This is a genomic window from Mucilaginibacter glaciei (genome assembly GCF_014773245.1).
Taxonomy (GTDB): Bacteria; Bacteroidota; Bacteroidia; order Sphingobacteriales; family Sphingobacteriaceae; genus Mucilaginibacter; species Mucilaginibacter glaciei.
Genome location: NZ_JACWMX010000002.1, coordinates 67,318 through 94,234 on the forward strand (window position 1 = coordinate 67,318; position 26,917 = coordinate 94,234).

At 44.5% G+C, this 26,917-nt stretch carries 27 protein-coding genes; 5 read left to right on the top strand and 22 right to left on the bottom strand.

Features of this window, described 5'->3' with window-relative positions; translation table 11 throughout:
• Nucleotides 1-56: 56 nt before the first annotated feature.
• The 4 genes from IDJ76_RS04885 to fabG form a co-directional block, all read right to left on the bottom strand.
• Nucleotides 57-893: an endonuclease/exonuclease/phosphatase family protein gene (locus IDJ76_RS04885; RefSeq protein ID WP_191161352.1), complete on the bottom strand. Its 837-nt coding sequence runs from the start codon at nt 891-893 to the stop codon at nt 57-59.
• A gap of 196 nt (nt 894-1,089) precedes the next feature.
• Nucleotides 1,090-3,159, bottom strand: coding sequence for a hypothetical protein (locus IDJ76_RS04890; RefSeq protein ID WP_191161354.1), 2,070 nt, complete (start codon nt 3,157-3,159; stop codon nt 1,090-1,092).
• An 85-nt stretch (nt 3,160-3,244) separates the two neighbouring features.
• The gene (locus IDJ76_RS04895) at nt 3,245-3,490 is read right to left on the bottom strand and encodes a DUF3253 domain-containing protein (RefSeq protein WP_191161356.1); all 246 of its coding nucleotides are present in this window, start codon (nt 3,488-3,490) and stop codon (nt 3,245-3,247) included.
• 155 nt (nt 3,491-3,645) lie between these two features.
• Complete coding sequence (gene fabG, locus IDJ76_RS04900; protein ID WP_191161358.1) at nt 3,646-4,389, bottom strand: 3-oxoacyl-[acyl-carrier-protein] reductase; 744 nt, start codon at nt 4,387-4,389, stop codon at nt 3,646-3,648.
• A 147-nt stretch (nt 4,390-4,536) separates the two neighbouring features.
• Here fabG and IDJ76_RS04905 point away from each other — a divergent pair, with 147 nt between their 5' ends.
• Entirely contained in the window at nt 4,537-4,905 is a 369-nt protein-coding gene (locus tag IDJ76_RS04905; protein ID WP_191161360.1) for a hypothetical protein, read from the top strand.
• Nucleotides 4,906-4,915: 10 nt separating this feature from the next.
• Here the strand turns inward: IDJ76_RS04905 and IDJ76_RS04910 are convergent, their stop codons facing one another.
• The 11 genes from IDJ76_RS04910 to sucD all read right to left on the bottom strand — a co-directional run bounded on the left by IDJ76_RS04910 (nt 4,916) and on the right by sucD (nt 16,403).
• Entirely contained in the window at nt 4,916-5,314 is a 399-nt protein-coding gene (locus IDJ76_RS04910; protein ID WP_191161362.1) for a hypothetical protein, read from the bottom strand.
• A gap of 8 nt (nt 5,315-5,322) precedes the next feature.
• Entirely contained in the window at nt 5,323-5,526 is a 204-nt protein-coding gene (locus tag IDJ76_RS04915) for a cysteine-rich CWC family protein (protein ID WP_191161364.1), read from the bottom strand.
• Nucleotides 5,527-5,686: 160 nt separating this feature from the next.
• Nucleotides 5,687-5,857 (bottom strand): twin-arginine translocase TatA/TatE family subunit, encoded by a 171-nt coding sequence (gene tatA / locus IDJ76_RS04920; protein WP_191161366.1) that lies wholly within the window; start codon nt 5,855-5,857, stop codon nt 5,687-5,689.
• Between the two features lie 477 nt (nt 5,858-6,334).
• A complete protein-coding gene (locus IDJ76_RS04925; protein WP_317173952.1) occupies nt 6,335-6,994 on the bottom strand; it encodes a DUF6624 domain-containing protein in 660 nt (219 codons plus the stop codon).
• A gap of 519 nt (nt 6,995-7,513) precedes the next feature.
• The gene (locus IDJ76_RS04930; protein ID WP_191161370.1) at nt 7,514-7,891 is read right to left on the bottom strand and encodes a hypothetical protein; all 378 of its coding nucleotides are present in this window, start codon (nt 7,889-7,891) and stop codon (nt 7,514-7,516) included.
• Nucleotides 7,892-8,096: 205 nt separating this feature from the next.
• A complete protein-coding gene (locus IDJ76_RS04935) occupies nt 8,097-10,469 on the bottom strand; it encodes a ribonucleoside-diphosphate reductase subunit alpha (RefSeq protein WP_191161372.1) in 2,373 nt (790 codons plus the stop codon).
• A gap of 210 nt (nt 10,470-10,679) precedes the next feature.
• A complete protein-coding gene (locus IDJ76_RS04940) occupies nt 10,680-11,654 on the bottom strand; it encodes a ribonucleoside-diphosphate reductase small subunit (RefSeq protein WP_191161374.1) in 975 nt (324 codons plus the stop codon).
• A gap of 654 nt (nt 11,655-12,308) precedes the next feature.
• Complete coding sequence (locus IDJ76_RS04945; RefSeq protein ID WP_191161376.1) at nt 12,309-12,683, bottom strand: methionine-R-sulfoxide reductase; 375 nt, start codon at nt 12,681-12,683, stop codon at nt 12,309-12,311.
• Between the two features lie 214 nt (nt 12,684-12,897).
• A complete protein-coding gene (locus IDJ76_RS04950; RefSeq protein ID WP_191161377.1) occupies nt 12,898-13,707 on the bottom strand; it encodes a TlpA family protein disulfide reductase in 810 nt (269 codons plus the stop codon).
• Nucleotides 13,708-13,788: 81 nt separating this feature from the next.
• Nucleotides 13,789-15,306 (bottom strand): serine hydrolase domain-containing protein, encoded by a 1,518-nt coding sequence (locus IDJ76_RS04955; protein WP_191161379.1) that lies wholly within the window; start codon nt 15,304-15,306, stop codon nt 13,789-13,791.
• A 218-nt stretch (nt 15,307-15,524) separates the two neighbouring features.
• Nucleotides 15,525-16,403: a succinate--CoA ligase subunit alpha gene (sucD, locus tag IDJ76_RS04960; protein ID WP_191161381.1), complete on the bottom strand. Its 879-nt coding sequence runs from the start codon at nt 16,401-16,403 to the stop codon at nt 15,525-15,527.
• Nucleotides 16,404-16,839: 436 nt separating this feature from the next.
• Here sucD and IDJ76_RS04965 point away from each other — a divergent pair, with 436 nt between their 5' ends.
• Complete coding sequence (locus IDJ76_RS04965) at nt 16,840-17,847, top strand: hypothetical protein (protein WP_191161383.1); 1,008 nt, start codon at nt 16,840-16,842, stop codon at nt 17,845-17,847.
• Between the two features lie 182 nt (nt 17,848-18,029).
• A complete protein-coding gene (locus IDJ76_RS04970) occupies nt 18,030-18,203 on the top strand; it encodes a hypothetical protein (protein WP_191161385.1) in 174 nt (57 codons plus the stop codon).
• Nucleotides 18,204-18,372: 169 nt separating this feature from the next.
• On the opposite strand, the gene IDJ76_RS04975 is transcribed toward IDJ76_RS04970, so the two are convergent.
• From IDJ76_RS04975 to IDJ76_RS04995, 5 genes are all read right to left on the bottom strand, one after another.
• Nucleotides 18,373-18,939: a hypothetical protein gene (locus IDJ76_RS04975; protein WP_191161387.1), complete on the bottom strand. Its 567-nt coding sequence runs from the start codon at nt 18,937-18,939 to the stop codon at nt 18,373-18,375.
• Between the two features lie 103 nt (nt 18,940-19,042).
• A complete protein-coding gene (gene dctA, locus IDJ76_RS04980; RefSeq protein ID WP_191161389.1) occupies nt 19,043-20,272 on the bottom strand; it encodes a C4-dicarboxylate transporter DctA in 1,230 nt (409 codons plus the stop codon).
• A 123-nt stretch (nt 20,273-20,395) separates the two neighbouring features.
• Nucleotides 20,396-21,235 (bottom strand): sulfite exporter TauE/SafE family protein, encoded by an 840-nt coding sequence (locus IDJ76_RS04985; protein ID WP_191161391.1) that lies wholly within the window; start codon nt 21,233-21,235, stop codon nt 20,396-20,398.
• Nucleotides 21,236-21,295: 60 nt separating this feature from the next.
• Entirely contained in the window at nt 21,296-21,595 is a 300-nt protein-coding gene (locus tag IDJ76_RS04990) for a HepT-like ribonuclease domain-containing protein (RefSeq protein WP_191162352.1), read from the bottom strand.
• Between the two features lie 32 nt (nt 21,596-21,627).
• Complete coding sequence (locus IDJ76_RS04995) at nt 21,628-21,939, bottom strand: nucleotidyltransferase family protein (protein WP_224746207.1); 312 nt, start codon at nt 21,937-21,939, stop codon at nt 21,628-21,630.
• Nucleotides 21,940-22,045: 106 nt separating this feature from the next.
• Here IDJ76_RS04995 and IDJ76_RS05000 point away from each other — a divergent pair, with 106 nt between their 5' ends.
• Together IDJ76_RS05000 and dapA are read left to right on the top strand one after the other, a co-directional pair.
• On the top strand, nt 22,046-23,884 hold the full coding sequence (locus tag IDJ76_RS05000; protein WP_191161395.1) for a UbiD family decarboxylase: 1,839 nt from the start codon (nt 22,046-22,048) through the stop codon (nt 23,882-23,884).
• 131 nt (nt 23,885-24,015) lie between these two features.
• Entirely contained in the window at nt 24,016-24,894 is an 879-nt protein-coding gene (dapA, locus tag IDJ76_RS05005) for a 4-hydroxy-tetrahydrodipicolinate synthase (RefSeq protein ID WP_191161396.1), read from the top strand.
• Between the two features lie 179 nt (nt 24,895-25,073).
• Here dapA and IDJ76_RS05010 read toward each other — a convergent pair whose 3' ends face one another.
• Nucleotides 25,074-25,250 (bottom strand): histone H1, encoded by a 177-nt coding sequence (locus IDJ76_RS05010; protein WP_191161398.1) that lies wholly within the window; start codon nt 25,248-25,250, stop codon nt 25,074-25,076.
• Between the two features lie 367 nt (nt 25,251-25,617).
• The gene (locus IDJ76_RS05015; RefSeq protein WP_191161400.1) at nt 25,618-26,862 is read right to left on the bottom strand and encodes an aminotransferase class I/II-fold pyridoxal phosphate-dependent enzyme; all 1,245 of its coding nucleotides are present in this window, start codon (nt 26,860-26,862) and stop codon (nt 25,618-25,620) included.
• Nucleotides 26,863-26,917 lie beyond the last annotated feature (55 nt).

The following is a 26,917-nucleotide window of genomic DNA, read 5'->3' on the forward strand; positions in this document are numbered from 1 at the left end:
AATCGATAGTACAGATCATGCTAAATACAATTCAGGCTACTGTCTTTCAACCGTAATTAATGCGTTATAACCGCTACAACAGGGTAATGGTCTGATGGTGTGCGACCATGATAAGTGTTCGTCAAGATCCCATAACGCTTCACTTTAAAATCTTTAGTTACAAAAATATGGTCGATGCGTTTATTGCCGGCTGTATTGGCGTCGAAGTCACTGAAAGTGTCGCTTGGTGCCAGCTTAACAGGTGACAGCACATAACTATCTTTCAAAACCCCTGAGTTATTGATCACGGCGTAACTATCTGAGGTTTGGTCGACGTTGAAATCGCCGGTAAGGATTGCGGGAACATTCGTACGCATTTCTTTAATTTTCTTCAGAATGAGTTTTGAGCTTTCGCTACGGGCTACCACACCAATATCATCCATATGCAGGTTATAGAAGTAGAATGTAAAACCGGTTTTCTTCTCTTTAAACTCTATCCATGTACATATACGCGGTAAAGCGGCATCCCAGCCTTTGTTTGGTTTATCGGTAATAGCCGACAGCCAAAAGTTGCCCGACTTAACGATAGTAAACTTATCTGCCTTATAAAATATAGCCGAATGCTCGCCGGCCTGCTTTCCGTCATCGCGACCGGCACCAAACCATTTATAACCCGGCAAGCTATCAGTAAGGTCGTGTAACTGGTTGATCTTTCCCTCCTGCGTGCCGAATATATCCAGATCTTGAAATTGAATGATTTTGGCTATCTGCGGGTAACGCTGACCCCAGCCATTGCCAGCGGTCGAGTCGCCTTTGTTGGAATAACGGATGTTGTAAGTGCCGATGTTAAGCTGCTGGGCCCGGGTTAAAGTGGCGGTTGCTGATAGGAGGAGCAGGATGATGATTTTTTTCATGATATGCTTAAATAGTTAAATCATTGCCCTCCCATTTATGGAACGGACTAATCTAAAATAATTTGGCTTCAGCCTAAATAACACAGTATTTTTTGGCTAAAGCCGGGACCGTATCTTACAACACCGTTGACTAAAGTCAACGGCAATGAATATTGCTAGGTTGTACTACAACTATGTGAGAATAACAATTTGCGCTTTAAACCTCGCCTTCGCGCTTGCGCAAAAACCATTCTGCGCTCAATAAAAATACGATGAATACGAAAATCCATTTTAAATCGATGATATCGCTGTAACGCTTATCCTCATAAACAACGGTTTTGATATTTTCGTTTTTGCGGATCAGATCTGCTAGTTGGCCGACCTGCGCCGGCTGCAGCATCTTGCCACCCGATTGCTCTGCTATTGCTCGCAACAGTTTATGGTTGGCTGTACTCTGGCGGGTTTCCAGGTTCAATTGTTTAACGGTTAGCTGCCCGTTAGCCCTAAATTCCTGTTTTCCATTTTTAGCGACCGCCTGGTAAGTATACTCGCCCACGGGCAGTGAGCCCGCGTTTAACTGATAACCCTGGCCGCTGCGGGTAAATAAAAAGCTATAGTTTTTACCGGATTGGCTTTTGATATTAATGCTCACATCCGGCGTGTTGATCAGTTCCAGCGCTTCGTTGTACAGTTCGGCGTTTAACAAAATATTCTCGCCCTCGTCGAAAACATTTTTAGACGGATAAACCCTAAACCGTTGCCTGTTGGCATTGGCGGTAAGGTATTGTACAGACTGACTAAATAATTCCTCAACCGCGTGGTGGTTGCCATACTCGCGGTATTCGGCCAGTTGCCAGCGCCAAACGCCTTCACCCGCTAATACACCTACCCTACGGCCGCTCTCATCATCAAAAGCTAATAAAGGGTAAGTGGTGGCTACGTTTCCTATGCGCTGTTTCAACAAAACATTTGCAGATGTTGCCGCCGAGTAGCTGCCAAACGGCACCAATAGCGGCGGCAGTTTGCTTAACTTATTCTGCGTAGAATCTGATAAGGTAAATGCCGAAAAATTGCTTAAAGGCTGCGCAAATACCTCCTGCATTTCCTGCCGGCCAACCAGTGCTTTTACAACATTTTGACCGGCGTTTAACGCCTGCATATCGGCCTGGGTGCCGCCGATAAACCATAGCGGCATCTTGCTATCCAATACAGGCTTTAAAGCACTGTAACTCCCTGTGCCGGGCTGATACAGTATGGACATGCTATAATCAGAGATCTTTAACGATCCTATGTCCGTAATCAGGCTGGCCTTTACTTCAAAGTTGCGGTTGGTTTGGATAGCATTTTTTATCACGCTGATATCCGGGTGGGCATTATCATACAACAGCAACACCTTTTGGCGGGCATCCAGCACTTCTATATAAACCGTTTCCGTATTGTTTTGAACCGATAGCTCATTCGCAACAGGTGCCAGGTTAAAGGCAAACTTGCGGATGCCTTTTTTATCAGCATTGAGCTTTAACGGGATAACCTTTTTAAACGCTGCCGAATTTATGCTGATGTTTTGCGCCAATACCTGTCGCCCATCTTCTGTTACGGACAGGCGCATGGTTTCGCCCTGGCTTTGATAAGCCTCTGCCAATAACTCCACCTCAAAATCATTCCCCAGGAAAGCGGTTTTGTTGTAGTTGATATTACCAATCAGCAAGTCGCGCCGCGGTACGGTATCGCCCTGGGCTACGGTATAGATAGTAGTTTTGATATTACGCGCCTCGTACTGCGGATCTGAACCAAGGTTATAAAGCCCATCGGTAGCCAAGACCAGGGCACCAATATTCCGGTTCACAAAACGCTCGTTCAGTTGCTGCAGGGCATTGGATATATTGGTTTGTTTGTCTTTGTAATTCTTTGCTGTCCCGTCATGCAACTCGCCATCGAAATTATATTGATGTACTTCGTAATTGTCCCCTAACTGCTTTTGCAGGGATGAGGCCCAATCTTCTTTTAACGCGGCTTGTTTGTTTGGAAACAGCTTTATCGATTCCGAATTATCCTGTGCAATCAGTATCACCGGCTTTTGCGGCTGGTAAGTTACGGTACGGATGAGCGGAGATACTAAGAGAACGGCCAAAATGGATACGGCGATCGCCCGGAAAGCAAACAAGGCATAGCGCGGGGCTTTAGCCAATTGTACTGGCTGGCTATACATGAGCCAGGCGTATAACAACCCTAATACCAGGCAAGCCGGCACCCACCACCCCGAAACGGATCCCCAGGTGACAGACATTATTTTTGTAAGTGGTGAGTAGTTAGTGGTAAGTAATTACGCATAATATCCATACCCGCAAAATGCGAAATTATTGTGGAATGCCCTATTTAATTTTTATGCGGATGGGGCCTTTGATATATTCAACATCAACCGGCATGCCTTTTTGGGTGATGCTCACCTTACCGGATTTTTGAAGCTCAATAGCTGCTTGCCGTACCTCGTCCATGTGTTTGCGCCAATCGGCCGGGAATAGTGCGCGGGCGATCTCTGACGGGCAGGTTGATTTCTCCGGGCCGCGTTCGGTCGCTGTTTGAAGAATGGTTTGGGCGATGAGTGGGCTGGTTGACATTTATTTATAACAAAACAGGCAAGCGAATGCTTGCCTGTTTTGTTAATATTATTATTGGTCGGTTGCCTGTAACTTGGCTACCTGTCCGGAGAGATCCTGAAATAAGTTCAGGATGACGGGCATTTTTTTACTTTTTAATTTTGACTTTTAACTTATTACAACATCCCGCCATCAACAGGGATTACCTGCCCCGTGATATAGGTTGCCATATCTGATGCCAGGAACACACAGGCATTTGCCACGTCCTCCGGCTCGCCGGCACGTTTTAGGGGGATAGCTGCTGCCCAGCCTTCAACCACTTTAGGGTCTAAAACCTCGGTCATTTCGGTACGGATAAAGCCCGGTGCCACCACGTTGGTACGGATGTTACGTGAACCTAATTCCTTTGCTATCGATTTAGAAAACCCGATAATACCTGATTTTGAAGCCGCATAGTTAGCCTGGCCAGCATTACCCTGCACACCCACTACCGAGCTCATATTAATAAACACTCCCTTACGGTTTTTCATCATAATCTTTGATGCCGCTTTGGTTACGTTGAAGATAGATTTCAGGTTAACGTTCAGCACATCGTCCCACTGCTCTTCGGTCATACGCATCAGCAGGCCGTCTTTAGTGATACCGGCATTATTCACCACGATATCCAAAGTACCAAAATCGGCTACGATATCACTGATCAATTTTTCGGCTTCATCAAATTTAGAGGCGTCGCTGCGATAACCCTTTACCTTTGTGCCGAAGCTTTGCAGTTCCTGCTCCAGGGCTTCGCCCTTCTCAACAGACGACAAATAAGTAAACGCCACATTTGCGCCGTGCTCGGCAAATTTCTCGGCTATTTTACGGCCAATGCCTTTTGATGCACCGGTGATCAGTGCGGTTTTACCTTCAAGTAATTTCATAATTTAGTGTGATATAGAAAGATGCGAAGATAGAAATTTAGTCCGAAAGTTGAAAAAGCCGGGAAGTACGCAAGACAGCCCTTATTTGTCTAAATATTTAAAACGCATATTCCCATTTGGTGTTACGTTAGTACAAATCAGCCCCATATGATAACCGCAAAGATCATCCGCCACCGCCATAAATACCATCATTACATGAACGACGACCTGAAGGAGGTGACCGAGGAAACCTTCTTCAAGATCGTATTTTCGGACCCTGCCGAGATGGAACTGTTCAAAGCATGGATAGCTAAGCACGATGGCGAATACAATTACAACAAAGAGCTAAGTAAACAAGAGGGCAAGTTCCCCAAAGTGCCAATGTTTCATGATGAGATCTGCTGGTGCGATATCATGACCTACTACCTGTTGCATGTAGCGGGCTTTAGTTTCCACTCGGTGATCGAGCCCTACAAAGGCGAGGTATATGTGAAAGACGGCGTTGCTAAAGCGAAGGACGAGGTTGCTGGCGAGTAAGGTTTCTTACTTAATAAATCAACGCTAACGGACCATCTTTAACTACTAATACCGAAAAGCCCGGTTTAGCACCCGGACTTAGCTGTGCGATAAACTTCCCGCGGATCAGGATATCCACTTCGATGATTCCGTCGCTGGTTTCAAGCCACTCGCAGCGTACTTCATCGGCAGCGTTGATAGGTGCAATTTTTGCGTCCTTATTTAAATATTCCACCGGGTTCAGGAAGGGGATGTCCGCTGGATTCCAAAAGCTAACCTTGGGTGCTTCGGCTTGGTTATAGAGCCATACGTCACCTACGGCATCATCGCCCTGCGTAAAGTAGGCATAAGCAACACGGCCGTCGTCTACTATCTTTACGGAACAAAACCGGTCAAATTCACAGTAAAATTGCCCTGAAAATTTCTGCATATCTTTAATTAGCTCACCAAAGTTTGCTGGTACTCGGCCTGGAGTTCTAACAAACATTTGGCACACATGCAGCCTTCGTAATTCTCGCTGATGTACTGCACTTCGTTCAAGTTCAATTGCACTACACTGCACTGGCATTTTGTGTAAGAATTTGCCTTACATTCTATGCCGGTTCCGCAGCGATCGCAACTGATGATCTCGTGTTTGGTCATTTGTTAGTCCATGGTGGATAGATGATAGCCCATGGTTCAAACAAAAGTCGGAAAGTTGATCGGGAAATCTATCACGAAAGCGTAAAAGGTTATTCACTGCGGCTTGCTGATTAGTCAGCGGGAGGAAACCAAAAAGGCCCCTGATGGGGCCTTTGATATTTTATTTGTTGTTTGCTCTTTCTGGTGCGGGGATCGGCTCCGAAGTGCCGTCTTGCGCATTTTTGAAATCTTTCATGCCTTTACCAAGGCCTCGCATCAATTCAGGTATTTTTTTACCGCCAAATAATAATAAGATTGCTAATATGATCAAAATGATTTCCGGTGCGCCCATGGTATTTTTAAGTTTAATGTTTGTTTATACTAACCTACGCAAAAAATGCCGGGTTCGATTTTATTAACATCATTATTCTGTAAAGGTTAGCGCTAAGCACCATTATATTTTATTGGAAAACGCATCGTTTTGTTCACGTTCACACCTCGTGAACACCGCGAACATTCATGAACACTTGATAATCAATTATTTAATCATTTAGTAAAACTTAAATACTGACATGGTTGTGTCACCAAAACTGAATTTTATTGTTTAGTGATTTTTTATAATAGCAACCTTACGCCTCAGTCGCAACAATGGCACAGTTAAATTTTACATCTTTGTAGCATAACGCCTATGTGCTGGATGGGACGCTATTTAGTTTGTCCGCTTTTAGGTACGCATAGGCTTTTTTGTTGTTAGTCACGAGTAGCCGTCACTTTTGCTTATACTAACACTCTTGCCAGATTGGGAACCACACCAACAAGGCCACAAGACTTACATAATAATATCATCCAGTTTTATAACCCGGTATTTTACATCAAGGTTTGCTGCATTCTCTTCCACAGTATCTTTGAATCCTGCCTTCTTGCGTAAAGCATTTACACGTTTCGGATCTTTTAATGGCCAAACTATCCACTCATTAATCTTAGTTGATTTCAAGGTACGCATGGTCATTTGGCTACCATATATCTGCTCCTGATTTTTATTCATCAAATAACGGTCAAGCATCATTGCATATAGCCTGAACGTTAGTTCATGTTCTTCGGCTGCCTTTTTTATTATTGGGATATAATCATCTATTCTTTTACTGTGCTGAATAATATGCCATGCCGCTTCGCTTGTACTATCACCAACCAAACTTTTACCGGGATAACCATATTGTTTAAATATGCCTTCGACAAAATTGGTATTAGCAGAATCTATATTTTTTTGCAGTTTATTGTAATGATTGATGGCATTGCTGGCGCTCATGCCCAATTTTTTTGTTATAGCGGCTACCTTGTCGGGTGTCATTAGCCAGGTTAACGTGTCGCGATATTTTTGATCAAGAAACATCACGCTATCCATCTGCTTTTTTAAAGAAATATCAAAATGTTTTTGCGCATTCGTAATGAAGCTAATCAAACAAAATAGAGGGATAAGTAAATATTTCATCAATAGAGGTTTCCTCAAATCTAAAGTTTTAGTTTGAAACGCGTATGTGTATAAAGCCTAATCACACCCGTCACGAGTACGCCGTCGCTAAACCTCACGCTGCATAGTCGCGCAAGTTAGCGGTTTTTTTATTCATTGCCGTCGACTTCAGTCGACGGTTAACAGTAACGACAAATGGCTTCAGCCGAAATCTTCAAATGCGGCTAAAGCCAGATTATCGCTTTGTCATCCGTCCCATAAATGGGACGGCAATGAAATTAACATGCTGGTAAATGACTTGAAATTCAGTCTGTGGTCGGTTTTATTACTACACCACTCCCCTTGCATTAAGAACTCACCCCGACGACGCTACGCTGGTCAACCCTCTATACTTCGTAAAGAGGGTAAAAAAATAAAAAGTGTCGTACCCTCTTTCCGCTTGCGGAGAGAGTGCTTGAGCGAAGCAATGACCGGGTGAGTTGGCTTCGTCACGAGTATTCAGTCGCTAAAACCTACGCTGCATAGTCGCGTGAGACTGAATTATAGTCCTTTAGGAGAATTTTGTACGTAATCACTCCAACTCTCAACAATTATTTTAAAGTCGGCGGTGGGCAATACAAATGCCGGCGTGATATTATTGTCATCTAAGTATTCGTCCATTAATTCGTAAATCTTAGTTGACGAAGATGTTATTGTTGCACATTGCATACTCTGAGTAAAAAATATTAAGGGAGTGAGCGGATTTTCATGTAAAACTGCGGCTACGTTTGTTGCTAAACGACTTGCCATCGATTTTGTATAATGATCATCAATAAATTGAGACAACCATTCATTTACTGTTTCAATTTTATTGTACAAGGCATAGTCTAAAGGTGTGGTGAACACTACCTTATATTGTTTTAAAACATCGTTTATCATATTATCATCTATGGCTAAAACCTATCATCTTGTGTTCAGCTTGTGGTCGGTGTTATTACCGCACTACTCCCTGCGCATAAAGATTGGTGATAACACCAACCTTAGGCTTACGCGTTTGGCGTCACTTCAATCCCCAGCCCAATATAAACAAAAAGACCGTACAACTTTCGCTGCACGGTCTTTAACTTATGTAAGATTATGGTGATTAGGCACTGCAGGTAACACAGCCTTCTTCCATGGAGCAAGACGGGCCGGCCGGTATTTCGTCGGCAACCTGGTTAACCACTTCCGGTATAACAGGGTCCATGTTTTTGCCGCCCTGGTTCTCTACCGTAAACTTAACCGCTTGCGATGCTGCTTGTGTACGCAGGTAGTACATACCGGTTTTTAAGCCCTTCTTCCATGCGTAGAAGTGCATTGAAGTTAGTTTTGAAGCGTTTGGCGCGTTGATGAACAGGTTTAACGACTGCGACTGGCAGATGTAGGCTCCCCTATCGGCAGCCATATCTATAATGTTACGCATCTTAATTTCCCATACGGTTTTGTATAGTTCCTTGATCTCGGCAGGGATCTCGGCAATATCCTGGATAGAACCGTTTGCAGTGATGATCTTATCCTTCATGCCGTTGTTCCATAAGCCAAGACCTACCAGGTCGCGCAGTAAGAATTTGTTTACAATGATGAACTCGCCACTCAATACACGGCGGGTGTAAATATTTGAGGTGTAAGGCTCAAAACACTCGTTGTTACCCAAGATCTGTGAGGTAGATGCAGTAGGCATCGGCGCTACTAACAGCGAGTTGCGCACACCGTGGTTCATTACGTCTAAACGCAGGTCTTCCCAGTTCCAACGGCCGCTTGTAGGTTTTACATCCCACAGATCAAACTGGAACTTGCCTTTTGACAGTGGCGAACCTTTAAAGGTTTCGTAAGCACCATCTTTAATGGCCAGGTCTTTAGAAGCCGTCATGGCAGCAAAGTAAATGGTCTCGAAGATCTCTTTGTTCAGCTCCATTGCTTCGGGGCTTTCAAAAGGGTAACGCAGCAGGATAAAGGCATCAGCCAAACCTTGCACACCTAAACCGATAGGGCGGTGGCGCAGGTTAGAGTATTCGGCCTCTTTAACCGGGTAGTAGTTATGATCGATGATCTTGTTCAGGTTCAACGTAGCCTGGTAGGTAACTTCGTACAGTTTATCGTGGTCAAACTTACCGTCGATAACAAAGCGTGGCAATGCTAACGAAGCCAGGTTACAAACCGCTATCTCATCTGCTGATGTGTACTCCATAATTTCGGTACACAAGTTAGAGCTTTTGATGGTACCTAAGTTTTGCTGGTTTGATTTTGCGTTGGCAGCATCTTTATACAATAAGTATGGGGTACCGGTCTCTACCTGGGCATCTAACACGGCAAACCAAAGTTCTTGCGCTTTTATGGTTTTACGGCCGCGGCCTTCTTTTTCGTATTTTGTATATAACGCTTCAAACTCGGCGCCAAAGCAATCGGCCAAACCCGGTGCTTCATGCGGGCAGAACAGTGTCCACTCCTCATTAGCTTCTACACGCTGCATAAACAAGTCGCTCACCCAAAGGGCGTAGAACAAATCGCGGGCGCGCATCTCTTCCTTACCGTGGTTTTTACGCAGGTCAAGGAATTCAAAGATATCTGCATGCCAAGGCTCCAAATAGATAGCGAAAGCGCCTTTACGCTTGCCACCACCCTGGTCTACATAACGGGCGGTATCGTTAAATACCTTCAGCATCGGGATGATACCATTGCTGGTGCCGTTTGTACCGCTGATGTATGAGCCTGTAGCCCTTACATTGTGGATGCTTAAACCAATGCCACCCGCGCTTTGTGAGATCTTGGCGGTTTGCTTCAAGGTATCGTAGATCCCCTCGATGCTGTCATCCTTCATGGTTAACAAAAAGCATGACGACATTTGCGGTTTTGGCGTACCGGCGTTAAATAAGGTTGGTGTAGCGTGGGTGAACCAACGCTCGCTCATCAGGTTGTATGTTTTGATAGCGCTTTCCACATCATGTTTGTGGATACCTACCGATACCCGCATAAACAAGTGCTGCGGGCGCTCGGCTATTTTACCATTCAGCTTTAACAGGTACGATTTTTCTAAGGTTTTAAAACCAAAGTAATCGAATCCGAAGTCGCGGTCATAAATAATGGTGCTGTCTAAAAGCTCCGCGTTATTTTTGATCACCTCGTAAACATCATCAGCCAGTAATGAGGCATCTTTACCCGTTTTAGGGTCGATGTACTCATACAGGTTACGCATGGTTTCAGAGAACGACTTTACCGTGTTTTTATGCAGGTTGCTTACCGCTATACGCGATGCCAGCAGTGCATAATCGGGGTGTTTAATAGTTAACGATGCGGCTGTCTCAGCGGCAAGGTTATCCAGTTCTGATGTGGTTACCCCGTCAAATAATCCCTCAATTACTTTTTTTGCTACATCAATCGGGTCAACCAGTTTAAACCCGTAGCATAATTTTTCAATACGCGCTGTGATCTTATCGAACTTTACGCTTTCTTTTCTTCCGTCTCTTTTTACTACAAACATAATTTGAGGTGTGAATGGTAAGTGGTTAGTAGTTATATAATATTATAATTTGCTTACTCCGATTAAGATGATTGAAATGATTTCACCGATCTAACCGTCATATATTTTATTTTCTTATTTACTCTGATTGAAATGATTTCACTGACTTGATTTGTTTTACTAATCTCTAATCAACTGATCTCTATTCACTCGCTGATGGCTATCAGCTCCTTAAAAATCCTCGTCCAGTGAAAACGCTTTGCTTTCTGCGCTGCTGTTCATCACGCCGCTTTTCTGGTAATCGCCCACCCGTTTTTCAAAGAAGTTGGTTTTACCCTGCAGGCTGATCATCTCCATAAAATCGAACGGATTAGTTGCACCGTAAACTTTATCGTAACCTAATTCGTCCAGCCATCTGTCTGCAACAAACTCAATGTACTGGCCCATCATTTTGGCGTTCATACCAATCAAACTTACCGGTAAGGCATCGCTTACAAATTCTTTTTCAATCTCTACCGCATCGGTAATGATCTTGGTAGCCGCTTCTTTCGATAGCTTGTTTTCCAACATGCGGTAAAGCAGGCAGGCAAACTCACAGTGCGAGCCCTCGTCACGAGAGATCAGCTCATTGCTAAAGGTTAAGCCCGGCATTAAACCACGTTTCTTTAACCAAAATATAGAGCAGAAACTACCTGAGAAGAAGATCCCCTCTACCGCCGCAAATGCGATCAGCCGCTCGGCAAACGTGCCGTTGTTGATCCATTTTAACGCCCACTCGGCCTTTTTACCTACACAAGGCACAGTGTCGATGGCGTGGAACAAGCGGTCTTTTTCTGCCGGGTCTTTAATATAGGTATCTATCAGTAAGGCGTAGGTTTCCGAATGGATATTCTCCATCATGATCTGGAAACCGTAAAAGCAGCGTGCCTCCGGTAACTGCACCTCGCTCATGAAATTCACGGCCAGGTTCTCGTTCACGATACCATCGCTGGCGGCAAAAAATGCCAGGATGTGCGATATAAAGTGTTTTTCGCCCGGGTTCAGGTTCTCCCAGTGCTTCATATCGTCAGAGAGGTCAATCTCTTCTGCTGTCCAAAAGCTGGCTTCGGCTTTTTTGTACATCTCCCAAATAGTGGGATATTTGATGGGGAGGATCACAAAGCGATCTTTGTTTTCCCTAAGCAGTAATTCCGTTTCCTCTTGCATTTCGCTCCTTCTATGTATTTATTTATTCAATTCTTAACTCTGTTCAACCTGTCTTAAAACCCCCAGCGCGTATGAACCAATAGCCGACAACAATACCAGGCGAGTTTTTTTATTTATGGGCAAAAAATTACTTTTACCTCATTTTACTCACTGCAATTACAGCCTGCTAATTGCTGTTTAACTATTTATTTGCACATTAGCCCCCATTGTTTACATGGGATTTTTTGTTTCACTTCCGGCCAGATCGCCGGCAAATCAGATAGCGTTAAAAGAACTTATAATCCAAAGATAGGGCAAGTGCCGAAAGTATGTTAGTCTTAGTTTTTAACATCACCTGTAAGTTATAAACAATCGAAAATAATGAACAGAAAACTTGGTGGTGTGGGATGCGTTTCAATCCACTTATATCCAGCAAATTACCTTGTTAAATTTAACGTTGCTGTTTTTTAGACGATGCTTTTTATGGACTTTTTACGATGGCCAACTCGTGACAAAACCCCGACAAAAACAGGCCGGAGCCTTTAGGTAAACCGCATCAGAAACGCGGTTTATAGACCAGCCTGCATGTTAATTTTAACCCCTGTTTTTGTTAACAGAAAATTATGTGGAAAACAAAAATCCCGGATTTTTTTTCTCCGGGATTTTCATCGTTTTTTATTTTTTCAGGTCCTCAACCGCCACAAACTTCATGGATACAGAGTTGACGCAATGCCGGGTGTTTTTCGGTGTCAGATACTCTCCCTGAAACACATGGCCCAAATGCGCGCCGCAGTTGGCACACACAATTTCCACCCGGCGGCCATCGGCATCGGGTACGCGTTTTACAGCGCCTGGAATTTCGTCGTCAAAACTTGGCCAGCCGCAATGCGACTCAAATTTCGACTCGGATGTATAGAGCGGCGTATCGCAGCGTTTGCAAACGTAAACGCCTTCGGCCTTATTATCCAGCAATGCACCGGTAAACGGGCGCTCGGTACCTTTATGTAATATGATATATTCTTCTTCGGGAGTTAATTGATTATATGCCATTGTATTTATTTTTGTGATTTTACCGATCTATCTTTCGGACTTGATACATAAATATACGACAATTTAAGGGCAGATTTTGTTTGTCCAGCGCATGTTTACACAGCTTTGACGGAGGGTGTCTGAACCGTTGATTTTAATGATAATATGATTTCGCTGATGGTAATTTGTTATTTTAAGAATCAACGAAATTAAAAAAATCAACCTAAATCAGCGGTCAGATCTTGTGTTGCAGTGCCCAGTCTATTTCAGCCGGGTCATTCACTACATTTACCACCATGCCTTGTTTATTTACGATGAGGTGGGTTGGATAAGCAGTTATCCCTAATTTTTTCACCATAAAATCATCCTGGTTTGCAATAACTGGGTAATCAAACCGCTTGCGTTTAAGAAAGGCTTGCAGCTTAGCTTTTGAATCGGGTGCCAGGCTAACGAACACGATATCCGTGCGGTTTTTGTAACGGGCTTTCAGGGCGTTTAGCTCGGGCATTTCTTCTTCACAACGCTGGCAGCCAATAAACCAGCATTTAACCACCAGTACCTTGCCTTTGGTATTGGCATTATTATATTTATTTCCGTTAAGGTCTACAAAGTTAAATGCCGGGAACCGCTTACCTTCCTTACTATAATTACCTGCCCATGCGTAGGCAAAACCGCTTATATATCCACCCATATCTTTTGATTGTTTAGCAGTCATGGGGTATAATTTGTAATAAAGCTTACCGTCGTCGCTGGTTAAACGCACAGGCAGATATTTGCTGGTTATTAATTTTTGAAAAAACACGGCCTTACTAATGGGTTTGGCGTTAACATCAAATGCCACCAAGTCCTGGTTAGGTTTGTAATGCGCCTGGAGGTAAGTGAAAAAGCTATCGTAGTTTTTGAGGATCACCTCCGGCGCTTCTACCGGTTTGCCTGGTTTACAAAAGTGAACGCGTTGAAAAATAGCAAGATAAGTAAACAAAGCTTTTTCATGGTGGTGTAATTGGTTGATGTAAGATAAAGATATGGTTGAACAATATGTCATTGCGAACGAAGTGCGGCAATCTCACAGGACAAGCGCGCATGCTGAGATTGCCGCGCGGCTATTGCTCCTCGCAATGACATTTTACTGCACCAACCCAATATGATACTCCTGCACCAGTGCCGGGTTCTCAGGCGTTAGGGTAAACGATACTTTAATATTTGCCTTCTCCCCCTTAATGATGAAATAACCGCGCAGGTTATTCTCCGGCACCATTGCACCCACGCTAACAATCTTCCCTGCTTTGGCGAATAATTCCGTTGCTTCGGCTTTTAGTTTATCGGGGAAATAATCCATAAAAAAGTTATCGGCGAAGATGCCCGTAGCTTGCGGGTTTGTCCAGTTGGGCAGCAGTTTCACCAGGTCGCTTTTGCGTTGCTCTAAAATAGCAGATGCAGGTAGTTCCCGCGGTTTGATGCCTGATAAGGCCACCAGGGTATCTAAGGCCATCAGGTTGGCCCTGCCTGCATTGGCATAGGTCAGGTTAGCAAAACACACTACCCCCACCCCGTAATCGGGCAATATATTCCAGTTGCTGCCGAAGCCGGGCAAGCCCCCGGTATGGCCAACGTAAACCTTGTTATCGCAATCTTTCGCCCAGCGCAGGCCATAAGCATAGGCAGCTACTGTTGGGCAAAGCCTCCCTGTGGTGGTGCGGGCATTGGGCGTTAAATAACTTAAATCCCAGGGGTATTGCATCTCGCGGATGGAACTGCGTTTAACAAGCCCGCTCTCTGCATCGTCCCGTATCGGCCAGGCGTTCATGTGTACGGCCGTGTATCGATAAAAATCCTCTATGGTGGTAATCAAGCCGCCCATTGCGCCGTAGGCACCGTCGTGAAGTAAGGGCTGCTCTACCCATTTGCCATCCAACCAGCGGTAACCCAGCGCCAATTGCGTTTTGGGCACCTTAGTATATTCCCAATAGGTATGGGTCATGCCCAAAGGCTTTAAAATGTACTCGGTAATATAATCCTCATAGGTTTTACCCGATACCTTTTTGATAATATAACCCAGGGTTGCAAAACCGAGGTTGCTATACTCATACCCCTGCCCGGGGTTGTTGGAAAACGACACGCCTTTGCGGTAAATATTCAACAATTGCTCGTCGCTTACGGCCAGTTGGCGGTCGCCCCAGGGGTTATCTTCGGGGTAACCTGCCGAATGTGTAAGCAGGTGCCGGATAGTTACCGGCGCGGCATCCCTGGTTAAATATTTATTATTCTTCATCTCAGGGATGTACAGCGAGGCAGGGTCGTCCAGTTTGAGTTTGCCTTCATCCCTTAGTTTCAAGATGGCCATTGCGGTAAAACTTTTGGTCATACTGGCAATGCGGAAATCTGATTTTGAGGTTACAGGCGTTTTCAGTTCCAGGTCTGTGTATCCCGAATTACCGGTGTACACCAGCTTACCATCAACCACAATCCCATACGCCATGCCGGGCCAGTGGTTATCTTCCGCATACTTTTTATATACCGAATCAATCACCGGGAAAGTGGCGGCTATCTTTTTGAGCCTGTCGGGGTCAGTAAAGGTTGCCGGTTTATATTGGGCGAACGCGGTGGTGGATAATAGGAGGATGAGGTAAAGGTATTTTTTCATGCCGGATCAGAATTTACCGAATTTAAGAATTTTCAGAATTATATATCACGTCATCCTGAACTTGTTTCAGTACCATTCAAGACAATCGGCAAACTTGCTTGTGGGATGCCAAAATAAATTCGGCATGACTGCCCTTTATTAAACAAAAAAATCCCGGCCAAACTGACCGGGATCTCAATATTTAAAATCCTGTTCCCCTTTCAGGGGGCAGGGGGTAATTAGTTCAATTTCGCTAACTCCTCTGCCATGGCAGCGCCAATTTCGGCAGGAGATTCTACCACGCGGATACCACACTCGCGCATGATCTTCATCTTAGCGGCAGCGGTATCGTCGGCACCGCCAACAATTGCACCGGCGTGGCCCATACGGCGGCCCGGAGGCGCTGTTTGGCCGGCTATAAAGCCTACAACAGGCTTAGTACCGTTTTCTTTGATCCAACGGGCAGCCTCTGCTTCCATACCACCACCAATCTCACCAATCATGATGATACCGTGTGTGTCAGGGTCATTCATCAATAACTCAACCGCTTCTTTAGTCGGTGTACCAATGATCGGGTCGCCACCAATACCGATAGCGGTTGTGATACCTAAACCGGCTTTAACCACCTGGTCAACGGCCTCGTAAGTAAGCGTACCTGATTTTGAGACAACACCAACGTTACCTTTTTTGAAGATAAAGCCCGGCATAATGCCAATTTTGCTTTCGTCGGCAGTGATGATACCCGGGCAGTTAGGGCCAATCAGTCGGCTATCTTTGTCGGTTAAATATTCTTTTACCTCAATCATATCCTTTGTAGGGATACCTTCGGTGATACATACAATAACTTTAATACCGGCCTCGGCAGCTTCCATAATCGCATCTGCGCCAAATGCAGGCGGCACAAAAATGATAGATACATCGGCACCGGTTTGGTCAACCGCATCTTTAACAGTGTTAAAAACAGGCCTGTCTAAATGGTTCTGGCCACCCTTACCCGGTGTAACACCACCAACTAACTGTGTACCGTAGGCAATCATTTGCTCGGCATGGTATGAACCCTCTTTACCGGTAAAACCCTGTACTATAACTTTTGAATCTTTATTTACGAGAACGCTCATCGGCTTTTTGTTTTTGTATGGCAAAGCTAAAAAAAAAATCGCCCTGCAAACATTTATGGTAATGATTTTTGAAAAATTACTTTTTGAGGAGGCAGTGGGTGGGGTTTTAAACCATGCCGGCGACAACTCACCCGGTCTTTGCTTCGCTCGACCACCCTCTCTACACTTTGTGTAAAGAAGGGTTTGCTGTTTCTCACCCTCTTTGCGAAGCAGAGGGTCGACCATTGTAGCGTCGTCGGGGTGAGTTGTTATTAGGTACAAGTACTCTCTTTTGAGCCACAAGTGAGGACACTTGCGATAGCGGGGGAACTTGCAGTAGCAGGAGCTAAAAGACTAAACCGGGTTTTGTTCCCCAGATCCTGAGATAATCATTACTCATAACTTTAATTTAATATCATTTTGGTTAATTTAGCCGCTATCTACTACACTAAAACTTATGAAAAAACACAATACATTGATCTTTAGCGCAATTGCGCTTCTCTTTTCAACATCGGCAGTGCAGGCGCAATTTGGCGGCCTCGGTAAAAAGCTGATAGATAAAGGCTCGGAAATGGTATCTGGCGGCGGGTTAAATAAAATTTTAAAACAACCGCAGGCTATTACCACCAGTTTTAAAGATGTTGACAAAACCGGCTCAAAACCAACAACCTTTATGGAGGGGCAGCAGCCACAACCTTTATATCTTTTGCCTAAAGCGACCGATGGAGGCTATAAATTATGCGCCGGCTTCTTTGAAATGACCAGTAAAAGCTATTGCCTGCATGCCGGTACACGCGGCCCAAGCAGCGGCGATGGGTATATGCTTGCCCCTGTGCTTGGCCCAAAAAGTGATGTGGTTATCCTGATACTAAAGCACTCCGAAAAACACCCGAATGTAAAACAGCATGATATACAAGTTTTGCTATGGTCGATAATCGCGCGCACTAAATTTGCGGATATGGGTACCGATATTAAGCTTACTGCAAGCACCCTGCTGTCCCCGCAGGAATTGCTGCTACTGGAAGGCGGTGCGCTGGGTGTATTGCCGGAAAGTATCATGATCAAGGCGAAAGACCAGTTGCCTGCGGCGATACAAAATATTTTTGAGGCCGAGAATAATATTCGCCGGTTGGCGGCTTCAGGCAATTCATCGTACGAAGAGATGGAAAAGTACGCCATCATAGCAGGAATTGCCCCGCAACCCGACCCGGCTGTACCATCGGGCATTTGGTCTTTGCACCCCGATGGCTATTATATCCGCTTTTTCCCCAGCGGTTATTCTATCACCCGTGTACAGATCTACGTGCCTAAAGAGCTCATCAACACCAAACCCGACTTGGTTTACGACGGCCCTAAAGGAATTGCCTGCCCTGCAAACGTAGGCTCGCAACGCCTGGCACAAACTAATGAGCCCCTGAACCCGGACTATACAAAGAAGCTGACAACCATCTGCTTTACTAAGTAATTTTTTGACTAACTCAGCAGTTTTATTTTGTCTTACTCTTGCGCCAATGTGGCGCTGGACTAAGCAATGGCGTACTCGTGACGTTTCTTGAAGTAGGAACGGCCCATTTTTTAGCCCGGCCAAGATGAATATTGATGACTTTTAAAAAATGATGTATATTTATAATTCGTAAAATAAAAAACATGGCAACGAAATCAGTAAAAATGTTTGAAACGTTTGAAGATCTGAAATCACATGAAAAGGATAGCGTAAATTACATTTTGAGCCTAGAAAGACATAATGCTTTTGGTGAATTTATTAAAGCTGTAAAAACACAATCAAAAGTCCAGTTTACAACCGCAAAACTTACAAAGTAAAGTTTGTCCTGATCTCTGAATTTATATTTGGTACTCATGTTAATTAAAGTAAAGCATAGTTAGCTACCGTGCAAGAGGTTGGCACGAGTACCCTCCCGCTCTTGCCCTACCCTGCATACTCGCGCCAGTCGGGGATTACCACGCTTTGCTAATAATAGATATGTCTCTATTAATCTAATAAATCAGGATTTACATTTTTGAATATCTCTTTTATAAAAGCCATTTTTTTAGAGGATAGTTTTTGTTTTGATGCTGAAGCAAGCACTTTTTCCTCCTCCTCTAAAAGCTTGCCAGGTCGCTCACTTTTTGGGTAAACATAGAGTTCAGAACTTATTTCTTCTATCAATTTACCTTTTAAGCAGGAATTTGGATTATCTATCAAATAATCAGTAAACTCATTTAAATGGTCGTTAAACAACTTATTTCCAACATCATCAAGATATTCGGATAAGTCGCCATCGCTTTTAACGCAGATTTTTTCTAATTTTTGGACAACTACAACTTTATAATTTTGTTTTATTAATTCCATTAAGCTATCTACTTCTTTATAGGGACGGGTATTTCCATCAGGCACTATATTGTCATTATTGACAAGTGTTTTTGATTTTTTTTTATCAATAACTGAATCCTTATGAGTAAAAGGTGCTTTTTGCTTATCTATTTTTCCTTCGCAACCACCAAATAAAATTACTCCAGGGATTATTATAAGTAATAGCCTTATTTTATCGTTCTTCATAATTAAATACCAAGCAAGATTTTAATAGGTTAGACCCAACGCTGGTGCACGCGCGGCGTATATCGTCCGATAAACGCTATTTCCCCCCCCCCATACCCCCTCGTTAGCTGCTCTGCTCCACAAACTCACCCTCACTCTTTGCCACCACAATAGTAGCCACGCCGTTACCAATCACATTGGTAATAGCCCGGGCTTCGCTCATAAAACGGTCGACGCCCAGCAGGATGGCCACTCCCTCTACCGGGATCACTTTAATGGCGGCGAGGGTTGAGGTCAATACAATAAACCCACTGCCGGTTACGCCTGCCGCACCTTTGGAGGTGATCATCAGGATGCCGATAATGGTGAGTTGCTGCTCGATAGACAAATTTACTTTGAACACCTGAGCCAAAAATATCACCGACATCGACAAATAGATAGTTGTGCCATCCAGGTTAAAGGAGTACCCCGTAGGGATCACCAGCCCTACTACCGATTTGGAGCAGCCAAATTTTTCCAGTTTCTCCATCATCCCCGGCAGGGCCGATTCTGATGAAGAGGTTCCCAATACGATCAGGATCTCCTCCTTGATATGCTTTAAGTATTGCCACAGGCTGAACTTAAAGAACCAGGCGATCAAGTTTAGCACTACAAAAATGAACAGGAACATGGTCAGATAAACCGAGCCCATTAGCAAGGCCAGCGGTTTTAAAGTGGCCAGTCCGTAAGTACTAATGGTGTACGCCATCCCGCCGAAAGCGCCCAATGGTGCCACCCGCATCACTATCTTCATGATGTTGAAGAACACTTTAGACAGTTTGTCAAAGGTAGTAATGATCGACTGGCCTGTTTCGCCCATCCGGCTTAAGCCGAAACCAAACAATACCGCGAAGAACAAGATCTGTAAAATATCGCCTTTGGCAAACGCATCGAATACGTTATTGGGCACAATGTGGGCAATAAAATCGCCCCATTTCATTTCTGATGCGGCCTTTTCATATGTAGCCAGTTTGGCGGCATCAACCTTTACATGGTTATTGATAAAATTGGCACCGGGTTTTATCAAATTAGCAACCGTAACGCCAATAACCAGTGCCAGGGTGGTAACCAGTTCGAAATAAAGCAAGGCCTTACCGCCTACCCGGCCTACCTTTTTCATATCGCTCATGCCGGCAATACCCAATACAATGGTGAAGAAAATGATAGGCGCGATGAGCATGGTGATGAGGCTGATAAATACCTTACTGATCATCTGCGCTGTTGGCGCAAAGCTTTTAAAGTATAAACCAACCACCACACCCAGTATAATGGCGATAATAACCTGGAAGGTAAGGTTGCTGAAAAGGCGTTTCATCTTTGGAGTTAAAAGTTGAAAGTACAAAGTTTAAAGTCAATTATGCATTTTGCCTCCAACTTTTCAGTCAGCAAAAGTAAAAGCTTGATTTTTTGATTTTTTACTTCTGAATTTTCACTTCAACTACACGTTCCCCGTAAGGCCTTTGTAGATCATCTGGGCAGCTAATACGGTTACTACCACCGCAAACACCCAGCGCAGCCAGCCCGACGATTTAGTGTGCACCAGGATCTTAGAACCAGTCATGGCCCCTAATAGTACGCCTATTACCACCGGCATGGAAATACCGGGGTCGATGTAACCGCGTTGCAGATAAACTACCGCACTCGCAGCGGCCGTAACGCCTATCATAAAGTTACTGGTAGTAGTTGAAACCTTAAAGGGGATGCGCATGATGGTATCCATCGCGATCACCTTTAATGCGCCGGAGCCAATGCCCAGCAGGCCAGAGATAACCCCGGCAAAAAGCATCATAAAAAAGCCGCCGCCTACCCGTGTAACGCCGTATTGTATCACATGCCCGTTACCGTCCGGGTAGCTGCCGTACAGTTTGAATTTAGCCGCAAGGTAGCTGGGTTCAGTAATAATTTTTTCGGCTTTCTTTTTCAGCGACATTAATGCTGAAAAGATCAGGATCACGCCGAATAAAATGGCGATGTATTGCGCAGGAATGTAAACCGATAGCAAAGCACCGGTAAAGGCTCCCAAAGTGGTAGCAATCTCCAAAAACATACCCAGCCTGATGTTGGTGATCCCTTCTTTTACATATGCAGCAGCCGAGCCGGATGAAGTAGCAATAACCGATACCAGCGATGCACCTATAGCGTAATGGATATCAACCCCTAACACAACGGTAAGTAACGGGATGATCACTACACCACCGCCCAGCCCGGTCAGCGAACCCAACAAGCCGGCAAAGTAAGCACCAATAAGAATGATCAACGTAAATAGAAGTACCGACATGCGGGAGGCTATATTGATTTAGGCTGTAAAAGTAAGATAAGTTTTTTGAGATGTGATACCCTATTCTAATTCCAGCTTTTTAGAAACTTCTTCTTTAAGTGCGGTAAGGTCTTCTTTAATGATTGCCCATACAATCGAATCGTCAATACCGTCGTAATTATGGATCAGGATGTTTCTAAAACCAATAATATCGCTGTGGAAACGAATGAGCTCTTGATTGTCAATATCTTTTATCCGCTTAACGGCTTCGCCAATAATCCCTAATTGCCTTTCAATGGCACTTTTAGTCTTGGTATCTACTGTATATTCTTCAAACAAGTTAATTGAACCGAGAAATTGCTCAATTAAAAATAGTACTATTTATGATACCATTGAAAAGCTTAACTTTTCTGTCAATCCCGGGCATAAACAATTTCTTTTGACGTGCCGATGTATTCTTCGAGGACAGGGTTTTGTACAGAATCGACCGTGAGCAGATCGACTTTTTTATTAAAATACGCTTCAAATTTATTGAAAAGGCTCAAAAGCAATTTACCTTTAGATATTGGGTTAAGCTCATCTATTTCTACTATCAGGTCAATGTCGCTTGCCTCGTTGTCGGTGCCTCTTGCAACCGATCCAAATGCGTATAGTTCTTTCACTTTATGCAACTTGCACAGGTTGATAAATTCAGATGATTGAAAAATTGCCTTGTTGCAAACCATAACGTAAAGATAAGCAATTTCTTAATATCCGCTCTGTTCGTCACCTTAAAGTAATACCCCTAAATTTAAATGTAAACTCATGAATGTGTAATATCTTTGTATACAAATGGGTTACAAAAGTTTACAGGCTTGTATAGCCGATCTTGAAAAGAACAATCATCTTATCCGTATCAAAGAACAGGTTGATCCGCACCTGCAAATGGCAGCCATACACCTGCGTGTTTTTGAAAACGAGGGGCCTGCTATTTTATTCGAGAATGTAAAAGGCAGCAAATTCCCGGCGGTATCTAATTTATTCGGCACAATGGATAGGTCGCGGTTTATTTTCAGGGATACGCTGGATAAGATCAAAACCCTGGTCGAGATCAAAAACGACCCGATCAAAGCAATAAAAAACCCTTTCAAATATGCCAATACTGCCCTAACGGCCCTATCGGCCCTGCCGATGCGGGTGGGTAAGAGCGCGCCTGTAAACTTTGGCCGCACTACCATTGGCGAAATACCGCAGGTATTAAACTGGCCGATGGATGGCGGCCCCTTTGTGACTATGCCGCAGGTTTATACCGAAGACGTCGACCTTCCAGGCATTATGAACGCCAACCTGGGCATGTACCGTATCCAATTAGGCGGTAATGATTACGTGCCCGATCAGGAGATAGGCCTGCATTACCAACTGCACCGTGGTATTGGGGTGCATCAAACAAAAGCTAACGCTAAAGGCCAGCCTCTAAAGGTGAGCATATTTGTCGGCGGCCCGCCGGCACACCCGGTAGCAGCCGTGATGCCCCTGCCAGAGGGATTATCTGAAATGACCTTTGCCGGTGCATTGGGCAACCGCCGGTTCCGTTACTTTTATGACCAGGAAGGGTTCTGTATCTCTGCCGATGCCGATTTTGTGATCACCGGTACCGTAATGCCAATGGAAAATAAACCCGAGGGCCCATTTGGCGATCACCTGGGTTATTACAGCCTGAAGCACCCCTTCCCCCTCATGAAGGTGCATAACGTTTATCATCGTAAAGATGCTATCTGGTCGTTTACCGTGGTTGGCCGCCCTCCGCAGGAAGACACCAGCTTCGGCGCGCTAATCCATGATATTACCGGCAGTGCCATCCCTAAAGAGATCCCGGGCCTGCATGCCGTTAATGCTGTTGATGCGGCAGGTGTACACCCTTTACTTTTTGCCATTGGCAGCGAGCGTTACACGCCGTACGTAAAGGAGCGCCGCCCGCAAGAGATCATCACCATTGCCAACCATATTTTGGGTAAAGGGCAGCTGAGTTTAGCCAAATACCTTTTTATTGCTGCCAAAGAAGACAACCCCGCCCTGAACGTGAATGATATCGGCGGCTTTTTAAAACACATTCTGCAGCGCATAGATCTGACGCGCGATCTGCACTTTCATACCCGTACTACAATTGATACTTTAGATTACAGCGGCGACGGACTCAATACCGGCAGCAAAGTTGCCATTACCGTAGCAGGAGAAATTAAACGCGAGCTATGGAGTGAAATGCCTGCATCCTTTACCATGCCGCGCCCTTTTGTTCACCATAAAATGGTGATGCCGGGCGTGTTAGCCGTGGAGGTGCCCAAAAACATCCGCACCAGCGATATGCCCCTGATGCTGGAGATATTACAGGAACATTTAGGCGAGACCGACCTGAGCGGACTGCCATTGATGATATTATGTGATGATGCTGACTTTGCCGCGCAAAGCATTAATAATTTTGTATGGGTTACCTTTACTCGCAGCAACCCATCGCACGATATTTATGGCATTAATAGTGTTACGGAGCACAAGCACTGGGGCTGTACCGGCCCGCTGATCATCGACGCGCGCATAAAGCCTCACCATGCCCCTGTTTTGGAGCGTGACCCGGCCACTGAAAAGCTGGTAGATGCTATGGGCGTTCAGGGAGGTGTATTACATGGCATTATTTAGTTTCAAGTAGTTTCCAAGATCTAACTCCAAAATCATCAGCATAATCCCAAAACCAGCAAATCAGCGGTTCAGACACATTCACATATCCGCACATTTACATATCTTAGCGTCCTTTTAATATTAAAGTACACATGAATAAATTTTACGGGACGGGAGTAGCTATCGTCACTCCTTTTCAGGCAAACGGACAGGTAGATTACAGCGCACTGGAAACGCTGATAGATTTCCTGGTTGATGGCGGGGTAGAATACCTGGTATCACTTGGTACAACCGGCGAAAGCGCCACATTGAGCAAGGACGAGAAGAAGAAGGTGTGGGAATTTACTGCCGAAGCTGTGAATAAGCGTGTACATTTAGTGGCAGGCATCGGTGGCAACAATACTTACGAAACCGCTGCCGAAATCAAGGCCTTTGATATTGCAGGTTACGACGCTATTTTATCGGCAAGTCCGCACTACAATAAACCAACCCAGGAGGGTATTTACCAGCATTATAAAGCATTGGCCCAGGTATCGCCGCTGCCCATCATTTTATATAACGTACCGAGCCGTACGGGCATGTCGGTCAGTGCAGAAACTACGGTGCGTTTGGCAAAAGATTTCAAAAACATTATCGGCATCAAAGAAGCATCAGGGAATTTTGAACTGATGAACCAGTTAATGCGTGATAAGCCCGAAGATTTCCTGGTTATATCAGGCGACGACCCCATCAGTTTACAAATGATAGCCATGGGTGCTGTAGGTGTGATCTCGGTAATTGGTAATGCCTTGCCAAGGCAGTTCTCAGATATGATCAGGCTATGCCTTGCCGGCGATTATAAAGCCGCACAGCCTGCTCATTATAGCCTGATAGAGTTTACCCGCCTCATGTTTGCCGAAGGCAGCCCGGCGGGTGTAAAGACCGCCTTAAAGCACCTTGGCATTTGCGGCGATCCCGTGCGTTTACCTTTAGTGCAGGTAAGCGACAGTGCTGTTGCGAAGATAAAGGAGCAGGTAGCTGTTATTGGGTAGTGGATCTTTAGAAAGCATGTCATTGCGAGCGATAGCGTGGCAATCTCAGCATATTCGCATGTCCTGTAAGATTGCCATGTCGTTTCACTCCTCGCAATGACACAAAATAATGAACATAAAAAATCCGGGTAGTTGAACGCTAACCGGATTTTCTATTTTAAATAACTCTTGGGTTATGCTTATGCTTTATTTTTCGACTCTTGAACCTCAAGGCGAATTGCCTGGGCTAAGTTTTTAAGATCCTGCATACCTTTACGGACACGGGTACCAGCTGCGCTGTTACCTTTGCTATAAAATTTGTCGGCATCAGCTTCTAACGATGCGATCAGCTCTTTTACTTTAGTAAATTTTTCCATTGTGAAACTCCTTTTAATTAATTTGAGGTTTATTGTTATAATTAAAGCTAATCTAAAGCGTTTTTTGATAAATAAAAACTTTTAGTATATAAAAAAACACGCTTCAAATAGGTTTTTTTCCACATTTTTACGCTCTACATCAATCGCCCGGCCAAATAAAATATTCCCAAAACGGCAAAATTCCATCTTAAAATTTTATTTATTACGTTAAAAGATAAAAAATTCGGACAGGGTTAAATCACGTCTAACAAATGTTTAAGCGCCTGTTTAACAACGTTTTCTAAAAGATTGCGCAGATTATGCTATTCAAACAAAAAAAAACCTTACGGATCTCCGCAAGGCGTTTTTTATTTAGTCGAAATCGACGTTAAGCAATGGCCATTTTATTCTCTTGATAATAGCCGTCCTTCAACTTGGCAGCTACCTCGCTAAAGGCATCTAAGGTACGCTCTACATCTTCTAAAGTGTGCATTGCTGTTGGGATTAACCGCAGTTCAATTAAACCCTTCGGGATAACCGGATAAACTACTATTGAGCAGAAGATGCCGTAGTTCTCGCGCATATCCATGGTAAGGCTGGTAGCTTCTAACAATTCACCTTTCAGGAAAACCGGGGTTACCATTGTATTGGTAATCCCGATATCGAAGCCATGTTCAACCAAACCATTCTGCAGCGCGCGGGCAATAACCCATAGTTTTTCGCGTAGCTCCGGGTTGGTCTTCAATAATTCAAAACGTTTCTTCAAACCTAATACCATTGGCATAGGCAAGGCCTTTGCAAATGTTTGCGAGCGCATATTGTAACGCAGGTAATTGATGATCTCGGTATCGGCAGCTACGAATGCACCTATCCCTGCCATTGATTTGGCGAAGGTACCAAAGTATACATCTACCCCATCAATACAATTTTGTGCTTCGTGCGTACCTGCACCTGTCGGGCCCATTGTACCGAAGCCATGTGCATCATCAACCAGTAAGCGAAAGGTGTATTTATCTTTCAGATCAATGATCTCTTTCAGTTTACCCTGCGCACCCGACATGCCGAAAACCCCTTCGGTAATCACCAAAATGCCACCGCCGGTTTGCTCAATCAGGCGCTGAGCGCGTTCCAGCTGCTTCTCAAAGCTTTCAATATCGTTGTGCTTATACACAAAGCGTTTGCCCATGTGCAGGCGCACACCATCTACAATACAAGCGTGAGATTCGGCATCGTATATGATAACGTCATTACGGTCAACCAGTGCATCTATGATAGATACCATTCCCTGATAGCCATAATTCAATAAAAATGCGGCATCCTTTCCTACAAATTCACCTAAGCCGTTCTCCAGTTCTTCGTGGTGCTTGGTATTGCCGCTCATCATACGGGCACCCATTGGGTAGGCCATACCATAATCGGCAGCGGCTTCCGCATCGGCTTTACGCACTTCGGGATGGTTGGCCAGACCCAAGTAGTTGTTCAGGCTCCAAACTAAGTGTTCTTTGCCGTTAAACATCATGTGCGGATGGATCTCTCCCTCTAAACGCGGGAACGAGAAGTAGCCGTGCGACCATTTTTGATGCTTCCCTATCGGGCCGCCCATGTTTTTTGTTATTTTATCAAATAAATCCAAACCGGTAATATTAATTTATTGCGAATATACCCTTAAAACGCCCGCCTTACAACGT